The organism is Streptomyces sp. NPDC088706, from assembly GCF_044752765.1.
GTDB lineage: Bacteria > Actinomycetota > Actinomycetes > Streptomycetales > Streptomycetaceae > Streptomyces.
In genome coordinates this window covers 483,984-499,552 of sequence record NZ_JBIVLW010000001.1, presented here as the reverse complement: position 1 = coordinate 499,552, position 15,569 = coordinate 483,984, and the positions used below count along the sequence as shown (strand labels likewise).

The following is a 15,569-nucleotide window of genomic DNA, read 5'->3' as shown; positions in this document are numbered from 1 at the left end:
CACACGGTGCTCATCGACCCGCCATGCGGATGTTGTGCACGCGACAACGGCGCGTCGCGCGCCGGCGGTGCCCTGGATTCCGACAGCATCCGGCAAGCATCCGGCAAGCGAGGGGCATATGACAGCCGTACGGAACTTCATGGCGCCCGGCCAGGGTGTCCCATCCGCTCAGAACGCTCGACCCGCCCAGCGGGACCCGTCCGCCCAGCAGGGCCGTACCGCCGAACGCACCACCCGCGCGGCCCGGTTGTCCCGGCCGGGCCTGGACCGCCGCCGTCTGCTCACCGGGGCGGGAGCCGTCGCCACGCTCGCCTTCACGATGAACCTGCCCGCCACCGGCACGGCGAGCGCCGCCGAGCTCGACGCCCGGCGGATCACCGAGAACCCGTTCACCCTCGGCGTCGCCTCCGGCGACCCGCTTCCCGGCTCCGTCCTCATCTGGACCCGGCTGGCTCCCCGCCCCTACGAGCCCGGTGGCGGCCTGCCCGCCGCCCGCGTCCAGGTGAGCTGGGAGCTGGCCCACGACGAGGCGTTCCGCCGCATCGCCCGGCGCGGCTCGGTCACCGCCCACGCGGAGTACGCCCACAGCGTCCGCGCCGACGTCCAGGGACTCGACCCCGGTCGCGTCTACCACTACCGCTTCCGCACCGGCAGCTGGACCAGCCCGGTCGGCCGCACCCGCACCGCCCCGGCCACCGGCACCCGTAACAGCTCCCTCACCCTGGCCGCCGTCTCCTGCCAGGCGTACCACGACGGGTACTTCACCGCCCACCGCCATCTGGCCACCGAGGACGTCGACGTGGTCTTCCACCTCGGGGACTACCTCTACGAGTACGCCGTCACCGCCACCGGCGGCGCCCGCAACTACACCGACCGCCGCCTCCCCGCCCACTACAACCGCGAGACCGTCACCCTGGAGGACTACCGGCAGCGCTACGCCCTCTACAAGTCCGACCCCGACCTGCGCGCCGCCCACGCCGCCCATCCCTTCGTCGTCACCTGGGACGACCACGAGACCGAGAACAACTACGCGGGCGACACCCCCGAGAACGACGTACCGCCGGAGGAGTTCCTGCTGCGCCGGGCCGCCGCGTACCGCGCGTACTGGGAGAACCAGCCGCTGCGCACCCCGCAGCGCCCCACCGGCCCCGACATGCGGCTCTACCGCCGCCTCACCTTCGGGCGGCTCGCCCAGTTCGACATCCTCGACACCCGCCAGTACCGCAGCGACCAGGCCTACGGGGACGGCTGGCGCACCCCGGGCCCGGAGTCCGAGGACCCCACGCGCACGATGACCGGGGCCGCCCAGGAGCGCTGGCTGATCGACGGCTGGCGCGCCTCCGAAGCCACCTGGAACGTCGTCCCGCAGCAGGTCACCTTCGCGCGGCGACGCGATGTGCCCGCCGACGCCTACAAGCTCTCCATGGACGCCTGGGACGGCTACCCGGCCTCCCGGCAGCGGGTACTGGCCGGGGCCGAGTCCGCCGGGGTGGAGAACCTGATGGTCCTCACCGGCGACGTCCACGTCTCCTACGCCTTCGACCTGAAGAAGGACTTCGACGACCCCGCCTCGCGGACCGTCGGGACGGAGATCGTCACCACCTCCGTCGCCAGCGGCAAGGACGGCGCCGAGCGGCCCGCCAACTGGGAGAACCAGACCCGCGCCAACCCGCACATGAAGCACTACAACGGGCGGCGCGGCTACGCGCTGGTCACCCTGACGGAGAAGCAGGCCCGCGCGGACTTCCGTACGGTGTCGGCGGTCACCACCCCCGGAGCGCCGGTCTCCACAGCCGCCTCCTTCGTCACCGAGGCGGGGAACCCGGGGCTCACCCCGGCGTAGCAGGCCGTGCGGACAGGTCAGCGGTCCGCCGGGTAGCGGACGCCGACGCGGTCCCGTACCGCGTCGAGCGTCCGCATCACCGCGAGCGAACCCTCCAGCGGCACGAGGGGGGACTCGGTCTCACCCGCCCGGATCGCGCGCATCACCTCGGCGGCCTCGTACTGCATGCCCGCCAGACCCTGCGGCCCGGGCCCCGAGGTGACCGTCTCCGGTTCCCTGCCCGGGCGGTGCAGCACGAAGTGGTCCGGGCGGAAGAAGTCGCGCGGCAGGTCGATCCGTCCGGCGGTGCCGATGACGGTGGCCGCCGTCGGGTGGTGGCCGACGATCGAGCAGGAGAGCAGCGCGGTGGCGCCCGACTCCCAGCCCAGCAGCATCCCCGTGTTCAGGTCGACGCCCTCGGGGGAGAGCAGCGCGTCCGCCTGGACCCGGTCCGGCTCGCCCAGGAGCAGGTGGGCGAAGGAGACCGGGTAGACACCGAGGTCGAGCAGCGCCCCGCCGCCGAGGTCCGGGTCGCGCAGCCGGTGGCCGGGGGCGAAGTCGCCCGCGAAGCCGAAGTCCGCCTGTACGGTACGGATCTCGCCGATCGCCCCGTCCCGGACCAAGTCGGTCAGCCGGCGGACCACCGGGTTGAGGTAGGTCCACATGGCTTCCATCAGGAAGAGGTCGTGGTCCCGGGCGAGCGCCACCAGCTCCCGCGCCTCCCGGCTGTTGAGCGTGAACGCCTTCTCGCACAGCACGTGCTTCCCGGCGTTCAGCGCGAGCGCGGTCGCCGTGTGGTGCGCCGAGTGCGGGGTGGCCACGTACACCACGTCCACCGCCTTGTCGGCGACCAGGTCGGCCCAGTTCCCGTAGGCCCGGGCGATGCCGTGCCGCTCGGCGAAGGCCCGCGCGGAGGCCTCCGTACGCGAGGCGACCGCCACCACCTCGGCGTCCGGCAGAGCCTGGACGTCCGCCGTGAAGGTCGCCGCTATGTCGCCCGTCGCCAGAACACCCCAGCGCACCGTCCCGCCCATGCCCGCCACCACCGCCGTAACGAAAAGAGGTATCGACCACTGCGGCCGAGCTGAGAGCATAGATGCGGATTCAACGATGTGGAGACGAGAATGCCGGACAGCGGCGGCAGCCGGGCCCAGCAAGAGCACATACCCACCTCCGGGACCGCTCCCGGAGCCGGAGCCGGAGCCGTTCCCCGAACCGGAGCCGAGGGCGAGGGCGCCACGCTCACCCCGCACGGGGACGCGGGCGCCCTCTCCGTCGACCCGGGTGCCCCGCAGGTCACCGCCCCCGCCGGGCTTCCGGGAGCCGCAGGCACCCCCGGGGCCGCACACCTCACCGCCCCCGCGGCGAAGGCGGCCCGCCGCACCGGTTTCCTGGTCACCCTGGTCCTCGGCGGGCTCACCGCCCTGCCGCCGCTCTCGATGGACATGTACCTCCCGGCGCTCCCCGCGGTCACCGACGCCCTCGGCGCCCCCGCCGCCACCATCCAGCTCACGCTGACCGCGTGCCTGGCCGGGATGGCGCTGGGCCAGCTCGTCGTCGGACCGATGAGCGACCGCTGGGGCCGCCGCGGGCCGCTGCTCCTCGGCATGGTCGTCTACGTCATCGCCACCGCCATGTGCGCCCTGGCCCCCAGCGCCGGACTGCTGATCGGCTTCCGCCTCCTCCAGGGGCTCGCGGGCGCGGCGGGCATCGTGATCGCCCGGGCGGTGGTGCGCGACCTCTACGACGGCGTGGAGATGGCCCGGTTCTTCTCCACCCTGATGCTGATCTCCGGCGTCGCCCCGATCATCGCGCCGCTGATCGGGGGGCAGGTGATGCGCTTCACCGACTGGCGCGGCATCTTCGTCGTGCTGACCGGCGTCGGCTTCGTGCTCACCCTCGTCGTCTGGAAGTGGCTCCACGAGACCCTGGAGCCCGGCAGCCGCCACACCGGCGGGGTCGGCGAGGCCCTGCGCACGATGCGCGGGCTGCTCGCGGACCGGGTCTTCACCGGCTACATGGTCACCGGCGGGCTCGCCTTCGCCGTCCTGTTCGCGTACATCTCCGCGTCGCCCTTCGTCGTTCAGGAGATCTACGGGGCCTCCCCGCAGACCTTCAGCCTGCTGTTCGGCCTCAACTCCGTCGGCCTGATCGCCGTCGGGCAGATCAACGGCAAGCTGCTGGTGGGCCGGATCAGCCTGGACAAGGTGCTCGGCTGCGGCCTCGCCGTCATCGTCCTCTCGGCCCTGGCACTGCTGCTCATGACCACCGGTGTGTTCGGTGAGGTGGGGCTCGTACCGGTCGCGGCCGGCCTCTTCGTCCTGATGTCGGCGATGGGCGTCGCCATGCCCAACACCAACGCCCAGGCCCTGATGCGCACCAAGCACGCGGCGGGCTCCGCCTCCGCACTGCTCGGCACGTCCTCGTTCCTGATCGGCGCGATCGCCTCGCCGCTGGTCGGCATCGCGGGGGAGGACACGGCCGTCCCGATGGCCCTCGTGCAGGTGGTGTGCGCACTAGCGGCGGTCGGCTGCTTCCTCGGGCTGTGCCGCCCGTGGCAGCGCGCGGGGCGCGAGGCCGGGGGGCTGTAGAGCTCCTCGGGGCTCAGTCGGTACGCGGGTAGCCGATCAGGTGCGTCCGGTCCTGCCGGTCCGTCCAGCGGAACACCCCGACCCCGGTCGTCTCCACCGCCGGCAACCGCGCGTTGCGCGACAGCTGGGCGGTGGTCCAGGCGGCGAAGTCCACCGCGACCGGCAGCCCGCCCCCGGCGAGCGCCTCCGCCGCGTCGCGCGCGTTCTCGGCCCCGTACGCGATGCCGTCGTCCGTCACCGTGGCCAGCGACAGATGGCTGGAGCCGTCCTCCTCCTCGAAGCAGTGGCCCTGCCCCGCCTCCAGGTCGAACGCCAGGTTCCCGGCGATCAGGTGGTCGCCCGAGGGGGAGAGGACCGCCTGCGGGTAGCGCCCGGGCCTTATCGCGGGCCGGTGGCACTCCACCGACGCCAGCGGCCGGCCGGTCGCCGCGTCGTGCACCGTCCACAGCTCGTGGGTCGCCGCCCGCTTCGCCCTCTTCGCCAGGGACCACCGCGCCAGCACCCGGTCCAAGGCCACCGACGTCACCACGCCGCTGCCCCTGTCGGCGCCCTTGGGCGCCACGTTCCGGCTGAACCAGCCGCCGCGCACCCAGAACTCCCGCGCCCCGCCGACCAGCAGGCCGGCGGCGGTCTGCCCGTAAACTTCGGTGAGCTGCTTGCAGGCCGGGCAGCCCTTCGGATACCTCAGCTCGTCCGCGCTCAGCTCCGAGAGCGCCCCGGTGACCGGGTCGACCAGCGTGCTGTTGGCCTTCCCGTCGCTGATCACGATCTCCGGACCACTGGTGCTGACGCTCGGAGCGCCCGACCACGGCACCTCGACCCGCTGCCGGGACCCGTCCGTCACGTCGTACACGTCGAGCGACACGAAGGTGGACGCCGGTGACATCCCGTCGCCGATCTTCCCGTACGACCAGGTCACGAAGTACTGCCGGGCCCCGGCGGTGACCGTGGCGAGCTTGGGGTAGTGCGGCGGGTCCGGCGGCCGCCAGGCCTGGCCGCGCCAGCCGAGCCTTCCGGTGGCCGTGTCGACGGTGCGCAGCCGGTAGCGGTCGCCGTCGAGGCGCTCCAGGTAGGCGAGCCTGCCCGTGGCGTGCGAGACGGCGACCTCGGGGGAGGAGCCGATGATCTCCCAGCCCCGGTCGGCCGTGTACTGCGGCGGGACGGTGAGCCGGGTCACCGGACCGGCGCTCGGCATCACCCGCTTCGCCGGACCCGGCGTGGCGCCGCCGCCCCGGCCGCCCCCGCCGTCCGGGTCGCCGCCGCAGGTCGCCAGGGCGAGGAGCAGGGCGAGGAGGACCACCCCGCCGACCAGGGCCAGCCGCACGGCCTTCTGTCTCATGGCTCCCCCGGTGGACCGAACCTGATCTCGCGCCTGGTGCTCCGCGCCCGTGCCTCGTGCCCCGTGCCTCGTGCCGATCTCGCGCGGGCCAGCGTAGCAACCGCCTCCTGACGGCGTGGAGTTCGCGGAAATCCCGTTCCGCACCCGTGACGCGGACCCTGCCGCGCGAAGCCCGTACCCCCTCCGGCCCGGGCCGGGCGGAATGCGCCCGAGGGTTCCCCTCCGCCTACAATTCGGCGGTGAACGTCACCCTCCCCACCGCCCAGTCCCTGCGTGCGGCACTGGCCGGGCTGCTCGACGGGCTGCCGCCCAAGCAGGCCGCGCAGGCCGTCGACCGGCTGATCGCCAGCTACCGCGGGGAGACCCCGACGAACGCCCCGATCCTGCGGGACCGCTCCGACGTCGTCGCGTACGCCGCCTACCGGATGCCCGCCACCTTCGAAGCCGTACGGTCCGCCCTCGACGCCCTCGTGGCGGCCGCGCCGGACTGGGCGCCCGCCACCCACACCGACGTCGGCGGCGGCACGGGCGCGGCGAGCTGGGCGGTGGCCGGGGCCTGGGAGGGGGCGGCGACGACCGTCCTGGACTGGGCCGAGCCCGCCCTCGCGCTCGGCCGCGAACTGGCCGAGGCATCCGGGGTGGAGTCACTGCGGCAGGCCCGCTGGGAGCGGGCCCGGATCGGGGCGGCGCTGGAGCTGGCCCCGGTGGACCTGGTCACCGTCAGCTACGTACTCAAGGAACTGACCGCGCAGGCCAGGACCGAGCTGATCGACGCGACCGCCACGGCCGGGCAGACCGTGGTCGTCGTGGAGCCCGGCACGCCCGACGGGTACGCGCGGATCATCGAGGCCCGGGACCGGCTGATCGCCGCCGGGCTGCGGATCGCCGCCCCCTGCCCGCACAGCGGCGCCTGCCCGATCGAACCGGGCACCGACTGGTGCCACTTCTCGGCCCGGGTCAGCCGCTCCTCGCTGCACCGGCAGGTCAAGGGCGGCTCGCTCAGCCACGAGGACGAGAAGTTCAGTTACGTCGTCGCCACCCGCTTCCCCACCGCCCCGGCGTCCGCCCGGGTCACCCGCAGGCCGCAGATCCGCAAGGGCCAGGTACTGCTGGAGCTCTGCACCCGCGACGAGGGCCTGGACCGCTCCACGGTCACCAAGCGCCACGGCGAGCTGTACCGGGCGGCCAGGAACATCGCCTGGGGCGATCCCTGGCCGCCGGAGACCACCGACTGAACGGAGTCAGGCCCGCAGCTCCTGTGTGCAGCACTTCACGCTGCCGCCCCCCTTGAGCAGCTCGCCCAGGTCCATCGGGACCGGCTCGAAGCCCCGGTCCCGCAACGGGTCCAGCAGCCCCGTCGCCGCCTGGGGCAGCAGCACATGCCGGCCGTCGCTGACCGAGTTGAGGCCGAACGCCGCCGCGTCCGCCTCCCGGGCGAGCAGCGCGTCCGGGAAGAGCCGGCGCAGCACGGCCCGGCTGCCGGGGGAGAACGCGTCCGGGTAGTACATGATCTCGTCGGCCGCCGCGTCCAGCACACACAGCGCGGTGTCCAGGTGGTAGTAGCGCGGGTCCACCAGGTCGAGCCCGATGACCGGCAGCCCGAAGAACTCCTGCGCCTCGTCGTGCGAGAGCGGGCTGGAACGGAAGCCGCGCCCGGCCAGGAGGTAGGAGGCGGTGACCGCGAAGTCCCCCTCGCCCTCGTTGACGTGGTCCGGCTCGCGGATCTCGGTGAAACCGTGTTCGCGGAACCAGTCGCGGTGGGCCTCGGCCTCCTCGAACCGCTCCCGGTAGGCGAACAGGGCGCCGAGCACCCGCCCGCCGATCACCGTGGCGCCGTTGGCCGAGAAGACCATGTCCGGCAGGTCCGGGCGGGGCGTGAGCAGCTCGACGGTGTGGCCGAGGCCGCGGTAGCGGTCGCGCAGGTCCTCCCACTGGGTCTGGGCCAACGGCAGGTCGACGGGTTTGGACGGGTCCATCCACGGGTTGATGGAGTAGGTGACCCGGAAGTGCGTCGGGGCGCACATCAGGTAGCGACGAGGGGTGGCGTCACGGTTCAACTCGGGCTCCTCACGAACGGCGGCCGGGCCGCGGCACGGTGGGATGCGCACGGTCTGTGCGTCAGCCCATGGTGCGCCGCGCGGCCCGGATCCGCAGTGGACCGATCGGGTGGTTCGCCGGATCGTCCTACCGCGGCCACCCGGCGGACCGGTCCCGGACGACCTGGGCACGGTGACGTCTCCCGGCCGGCAAGACGATACGTATCGGCTCGACCGCGTTAGATTGGCGGCATGGCACCCCAGAAGGAACCCGACTCCAGCCGCCGCAGCGACCGCTCCCGCCGGGCCATCTACGACGCGGCCCTCGCCCTCGTCGGCGAGAACGGCTACCGGCGCACGACGATCGAGGGTATCGCCGGCCGCGCCGGGGTGGGCAAGCAGACGATCTACCGCTGGTGGCCCTCGAAGGCGGCCGTCCTGATGGAGGCCTTCCTCGACCTGGCCGCCCGGGCCGCCGAGGAGGCGGGCCCGCAGGCGGAAGGCGCCGAGTACGGCATCCCCGACACCGGGGACCTGGCCGCCGACCTCAAACTCGTCCTGCGCGCCACGGTCGACGAGCTGAACGACCCGCTGATGGAGGCCCCCACCCGGGCGCTGACCGCCGAGGGCATCGTGGACGCGCGACTGGGCGCAGAGTTCGTCGGAAAACTGCTCGACCCGCAGCTCGCGTTGTATGTCACACGGCTGCGGGCCGCGCAGGAGGCCGGGCAGCTCCGGGCCGACGCCGATCCGCGCATCGCGCTGGAGCTCCTCATCGCGCCACTGACCCACCGCTGGCTGCTCAGAACCCTCCCGCTCACCCATGCGTACGCCGACACGATCGTCGACTACGCCCTCGGCGGGCTCGCCCCGCGCCCTTGATCCATATCCGGTATGTGGTGACATCGGACGTGATGGTGCTCACTCGGTGCGGTGGTGCACGGCCCCGCTGGTGAACTCTGGCCACCCGGGCCGCCGGATGGTGCGACGATGGACAGGCAACGCTGAGGTGAAATGCTGAGGTGAGGGGATAGATGGGCGCCGATTCCGGCCGTTTCCGCGGCACAGAGGGCAGGATCTCCCAGTGGCTGCGGCGACGTCCCACATCACCGGGGGCCGAAGCCGAAGGGACGGCCAGAGTGGAGCTGCTCCTGGCGGTCGCTGACGCGGGCATGCCCATCGCTCCCGCCGCCCACCCCCTCGGCTACCGATGTTCGTGCGAGCGCATCGGCTGTCCCACCCCCGCCCGGCACCCCATCTCCTTCGCCTGGCAGACGCAGTCGACCACCGACCGCGCCCAGATCGAGCGCTGGGCCCGCAGCCAGCCGCTGGCCAACTTCATCACCGCGACCGGCATGGTCCACGACGTGCTGGACGTCCCGCTCACCGCAGGCCGCAGCGCCCTGGAGCGCCTTCTCGCGGCGGGCATCGACGTCGGCCCGGTCGCCCAGTCCGGCGAGGACCGGATGCTCTTCTTCACGGCCACCCGCGGCACCCCCGAGGACGAGGACGAGTGGTGGCCCTGCGAGCTGGACTGCCACCCCGAGACCATGGACGCCCATCCGGGCCTGCGCTGGCACTGCCGCGGCAGCTACGTCCTCCTGCCGCCCGCCCGGCTCCCCGGTGAACTCGACGTCCACTGGGTGCGCGGCCCCGAGCACGAGCTGCCCGATCCGCTGACCCTGCTGGAGACGCTCACCGATGCCTGCGCCCGGTACGCGGGCAGCGCCGAGCAGAGCGAGCTGGACCACGACTCGATCGCCTGGCCGCTGAGCCGCTGAGCCGCTGAGGGTGCGGGAGGAGCGGGTGGGGCGCGGGTCCCGGACCCCGCGGTCACGCCCGAGCGACTTATCGCCTACTCGCCCTTCGCCGCGACCAGGCCCGGCAGCCGGTTCAGCAGCCGCACCCGGCCGCCGGAGTCGGAGCCCTCGCCGCGCGCGGGCACATGGACCAGCTGACTGGAGATCCGCTCCTTGGTGAGGCTGCTGGTGACCTCACCGGTCATCAGCGCCTTGACGTCCGCGTTGACCTCCGGCTTCAGCCCCTTCGCCGCGACCTGCCGCTCGAAGTGCTTGCTGCTGAAGAAGACCAGCGCCCCGCCGTCCTCGGTGCGCAGCCCGAGCGGCCCGAAGGAACCGTCGGCCAGCGGCTGGTCGACGTACTGGTAGGAGAACCCGGCCCGCCGCGTGGTGCGGCGCGTCTCGCGCCATCCCGAGGTCGCCGTGCCCGGGGTGAACACGTCCGGGGTGCCCTTCTCCAGATACTGGGTGTACGCCGTACTCAAGTCAGCCGGAGAGACGGTCAGTTCATCGTCCCGCGGCTCCACCGGGGTGGCGAGCCCGTCCTTGTCGAGGGTGAACTCCGGTACCTGGGAGGTCGGCAGGACCGCGAGGTAGGACGCCTTCCACAGCGCGTCGGGGCCGGACCGTACGAACGCCACCAGCCAGCGGCTGTCCAGCTTCCCGCCGTCCTCGTCCCGGTTGGAGTCGGTGTCGGCCAGGAACCAGCGCGGCCAGCCCGCCTTCTTGGGGATGAGGTAGGTGGCGTCCGTCAACTCCAGCGGCTTGTGCGCCTTGTTGCCCTCGCGGCTGTACGTCTGCCGCGCCTTCAGGCCGGCCTGGTTGATCGCCCCGAGCGACCCCGTCACCCGGTCCGCGTCCAGCGCCGGATCGTACGCCTTGTCCGCCGCGTTGTAGGCGACGGTGAAGTCCTTCAGGGCCTGGGCGGCCTCGGACCCGCTCGCCCCCGGCAGCACTTCCAGCTCACCGTGCACCGTCACACAGCCACTCGCCGTCAGGCACAGCGCGGTCGCCGTCGCGAGCCCCGCCGTCAGTCGACCCAGCCTAGTCATCCGTTGCTTCTGCGCCTTCTGATCCGTCGCCCGCACTGACCGTCGAACCCTACCGGGGCGCCGAACGGCGTGCGGGCGCGGACCGGATACAGCGTCCACACCGTGACCTGAGGGCCGGGCGCCCGGGATGCGGGCTCAGGGGCGTACGGGGACGACCAGCGGGGTCCCCGTACGCGGGTGCGGGAACACCTCGACCGGCTGCCGGTACACCTCGCCGAGCAGTTCCCCGCTGAAGACCTCCCGCGGCGGGCCCACCACCGCGATCCGCCCCTCGTGCAGCACGGCGACCCGGTCCGCGTACGCCGCGGCGAGCCCCAGATCGTGCAGGACAACCACCACGGCGTCCCCGGCGGCGGCCCGCTCCCGGCAGATCCGCAGCACCAGCTCCTGGTGGCGCAGGTCCAGGGCGGCCGTCGGCTCGTCCAGCAGCATCAGCGGGGCCCGCTGCGCCAGCACCCGGGCCAGCGCCACCCGGGCCCGCTCACCGCCGGAGAGTTCGGAGAAGGGGCGGGCGGCGAACCCGGCCACCTCGGTGGCCGCCATCGCCGCGGCCACCGCCGTATCGTCCTCGTCCGCCATCTCCGTACCGGCCCAGGGCGCCCGCCCCATCCGTACGACGTCCTCCACCGGGAACGGGAAGGACAGCACGGCGGACTGCGGCAGCACCGAGCGGCGCAGGGCCAGTTCGGGCGCGGTCCAGGCGGTGGCCGGGCGACCGCCGATCAGCACCTCACCACCGCTGCCGGGGGCCACCGGTCGTGGTGTCGGCGAGGACGACGGTCGGCTTCAGCGAGAGCACGCTCTCCGCCGAGACGTCATGGGCACGGGTCACCACCGGCAGCTTTCCGGCCTGTTCGAACAGGGCAGGTGGACCCTCGCCGACGGCGCCCAGGACGGCGGGGCGCTCTTCCGCTTCCCGCAGGGCAAGGGCACGTACGACGCGAGGAAGCAGACGCTGGACGCCGGTTTCCGTGGCAGCGTCCACTTCACCGGTGCCCATGACCTCGACCTGAAGTTCGCCTCGATCACGGTCGCCGTGGCCAAGGGCACCCTGTCGGCGGACGTCACGAGCGCGGGCACCACTCGCAAGGACGTCCCCCTGATCACCTTCACCGCCAAGGACCTCACGCCGAAGGAGGGGATCGCCGTCCTGACCGAGGCGCCCGCCACCCTCACCGAGGACGGGGCCAGGGCGTTCGGCTCCATGTACCAGGCAGGGCACCGCGATGGACCCGGTCTCGCTGGCCGTAGCCGTCGACGAGAAGGCCCAGCTGCCCGCGCTGCCCGACCTCGGCAGTGAGCCGACGGCCGCCGCCGAGCCCACGGCGGAAGCCGCTGCCGAGCCCTCCGCCGAACCGGTCGCCGCCGCCTCGGACTCGGGCCCGAACGCCGGCACGTACGCCGCGATCGGTGGCGGTGTGCTGCTGCTCGCCGCCGCCGGGGTGTTTTTCGCCCTCCGCCGCCGCGTGGCCGGGCAGGGGCCCGACGCCGACGCCTCTCGGACCTCCTGACGCCGCCCTTCCCGCGCGCGCCCCATGGCTCCTCGACCCCTCCCCCGTCCCGATAGGAGACCCACCGACATGGCAGCAACTCGCCGTCCCCCAGCCCTTGCCGCAGCCGTCGCCACGGCCGCCGCCCTGGGCGCGACCTTCGCCCTCCCGGCCATCGCGGCCGACGGCTCCGCCGCCAAGGTGCCCGCGGCGGTGGGCGCCCCCGCGCCGGTCTTCGCGCTGGAGTCGGGCAGCCTGGACTGGGGCTTCAAGGCGTCCTTCCGCGAGATGATCGAGGGCGCCGAGGGCACCACCACCCTGGCCGGCGGTGTCACCCGGAACGCGGACGGCACCTACGAGTTCCCCCTGGACAAGGGCGGGTACGACGGCGGCAACCACGGCGTGACCTCCTCGTTCAAGGGCAGCGTGCACTACGTGGCGCGGGACGGCGCCCTGGACATCGAGCTGTCCGACGTCAAGGTCCGCACGGCCGGCAAGAGCGGCACGATCACCGTGGACATCACCGCCAAGTCCCCCGGCAAGGACGCGGTGGTCACCGAGGACGTGGCGCTGTCCACGCTCGATCTCGACGGCGTCACCCCCTCCGAAGGAGCCGACGGCCGGAAGTACGCGGACATCCCGGGCGCCCTGACCGAGGAGGGTGCGGCGGTCTTCGCCGGCTACTACTCGAAGGGTGACCCGGTCGACCCGGCCACGCTGACGGTGAAGCAGGCCGAGCGGCCCGTCGACCAGCCGGTGGACCCGCCGGTGAAGCCCCCCGTCGAGCCGCCGGTGAAGCCCTCGGTCGAGCGGCCGGTGAAGCCCGCCAAGGACCCGGCCGTCACCGAGACCGCCAAGCCGGTCAGCGGCCCGCTCGTCGACGGCACCCTGGACTGGGGCCTCAAGAAGTCCTTCCGCGCGTACGTCGTCGGCCCGATCGCCCATGGCAAGGTCGAGACGAGCGAGGGTGCCACCGCCAACGCCGACGGCTACCGCTTCACCAAGGCCACCGGTGACCTCGACGCCGACAAGAACACGCTCAACGCCCAGTTCAAGGGCAAGGTGCGCTTCCTCGGCCACGAGACGGGCGGCGCGTACGAGCTCGACCTGTCCCTCAGCAACCTGAAGGTCGACATCGCGGGCACCACCGGCAAGCTCGTCGCCGACGTCACCACCAAGGCACGCCCGACCGCCGAGAACCCCAAGCCCGAGGCCAGCACCCTCACCGGCCTGGCCTTCGCCGACCTGAAGGTGCCCGCCGGCGCGCTCACCGCCAAGGACGGCGTCGTCAACCTCAAGGGCATCCCGGCGACGCTCACCGAGGACGGCTCCAAGGCGTTCAGCGGCATGTACGAGAAGGGCGAGGAGCTCGACGCCCTGACCGCCGCGGTCTCGCTCGACAAGGACGCCACGCTGCCCCCGGGCGGTTCGACGGAGTACGAGAACTGCGCCGCGGCCGAGGCGGCCGGCGTGACGCCCATCAAGAAGGGCGAGCCGGGCTACGCGGTCCACCTCGACGGTGACGGCGACGGTGTCGCCTGCGAGTCAGGCGAGTCCGGCGGCTCCACCGGCGGTTCCACCACGGGCGGCTCCACCATCGGCGGCGGCACGGTCGGCGGTTCGACCACCGGCGGTTCGACCACCGGCGGCTCCACCACCGGCGGTTCGGTCGGCGGCTCCGGCGCCCTGGCCTCCACCGGCTCCGACGTCCCGACCGGCGCCCTCACCGGCGCCTCCGGGCTCGTCGTGGGGGCCGGGGCCGGCATCGTGATCGCGGCACGCCGCCGCCGTGACGCCGGCGCCTGACGCACCCCCGCACCACCCGCAGGACCGTACCGGCCGGTACGGCCCTCCGGCCGTTCCCCCATGATGCTTCAATGCGCACGTGAACCACTACGACCTACCCCGAGGCATCGACGTCCTGAGGGTCTTCTGCGGCCCCGACGGACGCCACGGCAACGCCCTCGGCGTCGTACGCGACGGGAGCGGCCACCCCGACGAGGCCTCCCGGCAGCGGCTGGCCAGGCAACTGGGCTTCGGCGAGACCGTGTTCGTCGACGACCCGGAGCGCGGCCGGGTGGACATCCACGCCCCCGGGGCGCGGCTGCCGTTCGCCGGGCACCCGCTGGTCGGCGCCGCCTGGCTGCTGGACCTGGAGATCCTGGAACTGGCCGTCGGGGACGTGTTCGCCCGCCAGGACGGGGAGTTCACCTGGATCACCGCACGTCCCGAATGGGCCCCGCCGGGCACCCTCCAGCAGTACGCGAGGGCCGACGAGGTGGAGGCGCTGCCGGGACCACCGCCCGGAGAGGGCGGGCTCTACGCCTGGGCCTGGGAGGACGAGGCCGCCGGCCGGGTACGCGCGCGGGCCTTCCCGCGGCGGGGTGAGGGCATCGTGGAGGACGAGGCGACGGGCGCGGCGGCGATGGCGCTGAGCGCGCGGCTCGGCCGGGCCCTGAACATCACACAAGGACGCGGCTCCCAGATCCTCACCGCACCCGCGCCGGACGGCACGGTGGAGGTGGGGGGCCGCGTCCTGATGGCCGCCCGGGGCTGAACTCCGGACGGCCGCACGTCGTACGGCATCGGCTACGCGCTGAGCGGGAAGACCCCGCCCAGCTCCCGGAAAACCGCGGTGTTCAGTGCGAAGGCCCGCTTGCACTCCTCGATGATCCGCTGCTTCTCCAGGTCGTCCACGTTCACCGCGTCCAGCAGTTCGCGGTAACCCCGCTTGAAGGCGGCGGGGTTGCCGATCTCCTCGAAGACGTAGAACCGCACGCCGTCGCCCTTGCGCTCGAAGCCCCAGGTCTTCTCCGCCTTGTCGCGGATGATCTGGCCGCCCGAGAGGTCGCCGAGGTAGCGGGTGTAGTGGTGCGCGATGTATCCGGCGGGCCAGGTGCGCGCGCACTCGGTGACCCGGGCGGCGTATGCGGCGGTGGCGGGCAGCGGCTCAAGACCCTCGCGCCAGTTCTCCCCGCGCAGGTGCGCCAGGTCACGCTCGAGCTCGGCGGAGCGCATCAGCTCGGGCTGTATGAAGGGGCCCGCCACCGGGTCGTTCCGCAGGGCTTCCGCGCCCCCCTCCAGCGCCCGGTAGACGAACCACAGCTGCTCGGTGTAGCGCGTGTACGCGTCGACGCCCAGCCGCCCGCCGAGCAGGTCACCCATGAAGGTCGAGGTCTCGGCCTCGGTGTGCTGTTCGTGCGACGCGGTGCGGATCAGCGTCGAGAAGGGAGTGACGGTGGCGGTTGCGTCCAAGGCGGGCCTCCGGGGACCGAGGGGGACGGGAAGTCCAGAACAGACGGAGCTGTCGGCAGGCGGTCGCCGCAGGGGTGCGGCGGCGCGGGCCGGTACGCCGCATACTCCTACTTAGGCTTACCTAAGTCAACTGGTTCCCGACTGCTTGTCGGTAAAAAAATACGCCCTGAGCGCCCGGGGTGGGA

The 15,569-nt window shown here is 73.0% G+C and carries 12 protein-coding genes and 3 pseudogenes; 8 read left to right on the top strand and 7 right to left on the bottom strand.

Annotation, left to right across the window (positions count from 1 at the left end; all coding sequences use genetic code 11):
- Positions 1-139: 139 nt before the first annotated feature.
- Positions 140-1,843, top strand: coding sequence for an alkaline phosphatase D family protein (locus ACIQAK_RS02285; protein WP_401847766.1), 1,704 nt, complete (start codon positions 140-142; stop codon positions 1,841-1,843).
- A 17-nt stretch (positions 1,844-1,860) separates the two neighbouring features.
- Here ACIQAK_RS02285 and ACIQAK_RS02280 read toward each other — a convergent pair whose 3' ends face one another.
- On the bottom strand, positions 1,861-2,856 hold the full coding sequence (locus ACIQAK_RS02280) for a Gfo/Idh/MocA family oxidoreductase (protein WP_366388605.1): 996 nt from the start codon (positions 2,854-2,856) through the stop codon (positions 1,861-1,863).
- A gap of 90 nt (positions 2,857-2,946) precedes the next feature.
- Between ACIQAK_RS02280 and ACIQAK_RS02275 the strand changes: the two genes are divergently transcribed.
- The gene (locus tag ACIQAK_RS02275) at positions 2,947-4,413 is read left to right on the top strand and encodes a multidrug effflux MFS transporter (protein WP_366388185.1); all 1,467 of its coding nucleotides are present in this window, start codon (positions 2,947-2,949) and stop codon (positions 4,411-4,413) included.
- A gap of 13 nt (positions 4,414-4,426) precedes the next feature.
- Here the strand turns inward: ACIQAK_RS02275 and ACIQAK_RS02270 are convergent, their stop codons facing one another.
- On the bottom strand, positions 4,427-5,752 hold the full coding sequence (locus ACIQAK_RS02270) for a hypothetical protein (protein WP_366388186.1): 1,326 nt from the start codon (positions 5,750-5,752) through the stop codon (positions 4,427-4,429).
- Positions 5,753-5,991: 239 nt separating this feature from the next.
- Here ACIQAK_RS02270 and ACIQAK_RS02265 point away from each other — a divergent pair, with 239 nt between their 5' ends.
- A complete protein-coding gene (locus ACIQAK_RS02265) occupies positions 5,992-6,987 on the top strand; it encodes a small ribosomal subunit Rsm22 family protein (RefSeq protein ID WP_366388187.1) in 996 nt (331 codons plus the stop codon).
- A gap of 6 nt (positions 6,988-6,993) precedes the next feature.
- On the opposite strand, the gene ddaH is transcribed toward ACIQAK_RS02265, so the two are convergent.
- On the bottom strand, positions 6,994-7,809 hold the full coding sequence (ddaH, locus tag ACIQAK_RS02260; RefSeq protein ID WP_366388188.1) for a dimethylargininase: 816 nt from the start codon (positions 7,807-7,809) through the stop codon (positions 6,994-6,996).
- 231 nt (positions 7,810-8,040) lie between these two features.
- Here ddaH and ACIQAK_RS02255 point away from each other — a divergent pair, with 231 nt between their 5' ends.
- Together ACIQAK_RS02255 and ACIQAK_RS02250 are read left to right on the top strand one after the other, a co-directional pair.
- On the top strand, positions 8,041-8,670 hold the full coding sequence (locus tag ACIQAK_RS02255; protein WP_366388189.1) for a TetR/AcrR family transcriptional regulator: 630 nt from the start codon (positions 8,041-8,043) through the stop codon (positions 8,668-8,670).
- Positions 8,671-8,822: 152 nt separating this feature from the next.
- The gene (locus ACIQAK_RS02250) at positions 8,823-9,569 is read left to right on the top strand and encodes a bifunctional DNA primase/polymerase (RefSeq protein WP_366388190.1); all 747 of its coding nucleotides are present in this window, start codon (positions 8,823-8,825) and stop codon (positions 9,567-9,569) included.
- 74 nt (positions 9,570-9,643) lie between these two features.
- Here the strand turns inward: ACIQAK_RS02250 and ACIQAK_RS02245 are convergent, their stop codons facing one another.
- From ACIQAK_RS02245 to ACIQAK_RS02235, 3 genes and pseudogenes are all read right to left on the bottom strand, one after another.
- Positions 9,644-10,639: a hypothetical protein gene (locus ACIQAK_RS02245; protein WP_366388191.1), complete on the bottom strand. Its 996-nt coding sequence runs from the start codon at positions 10,637-10,639 to the stop codon at positions 9,644-9,646.
- Positions 10,640-10,774: 135 nt separating this feature from the next.
- Positions 10,775-11,386: pseudogene (locus tag ACIQAK_RS02240) on the bottom strand (ATP-binding cassette domain-containing protein); the annotation flags it as partial.
- 4 nt (positions 11,387-11,390) lie between these two features.
- Positions 11,391-11,504: pseudogene (locus ACIQAK_RS02235) on the bottom strand (ABC transporter substrate-binding protein); the annotation flags it as partial.
- Here ACIQAK_RS02235 and ACIQAK_RS02230 point away from each other — a divergent pair.
- From ACIQAK_RS02230 to ACIQAK_RS02220, 3 genes and pseudogenes are all read left to right on the top strand, one after another.
- A pseudogene (locus ACIQAK_RS02230) lies at positions 11,493-12,150 on the top strand (HtaA domain-containing protein); the annotation flags it as partial. The pseudogenes ACIQAK_RS02235 and ACIQAK_RS02230 overlap by 12 nt on opposite strands.
- Before the next feature lie 69 nt (positions 12,151-12,219).
- The gene (locus tag ACIQAK_RS02225) at positions 12,220-13,935 is read left to right on the top strand and encodes an HtaA domain-containing protein (protein ID WP_366388192.1); all 1,716 of its coding nucleotides are present in this window, start codon (positions 12,220-12,222) and stop codon (positions 13,933-13,935) included.
- 79 nt (positions 13,936-14,014) lie between these two features.
- Complete coding sequence (locus tag ACIQAK_RS02220) at positions 14,015-14,686, top strand: PhzF family phenazine biosynthesis protein (RefSeq protein WP_366388193.1); 672 nt, start codon at positions 14,015-14,017, stop codon at positions 14,684-14,686.
- Positions 14,687-14,718: 32 nt separating this feature from the next.
- Here ACIQAK_RS02220 and ACIQAK_RS02215 read toward each other — a convergent pair whose 3' ends face one another.
- Positions 14,719-15,384, bottom strand: coding sequence for a biliverdin-producing heme oxygenase (locus ACIQAK_RS02215; protein WP_366388194.1), 666 nt, complete (start codon positions 15,382-15,384; stop codon positions 14,719-14,721).
- Positions 15,385-15,569: the final 185 nt, after the last annotated feature.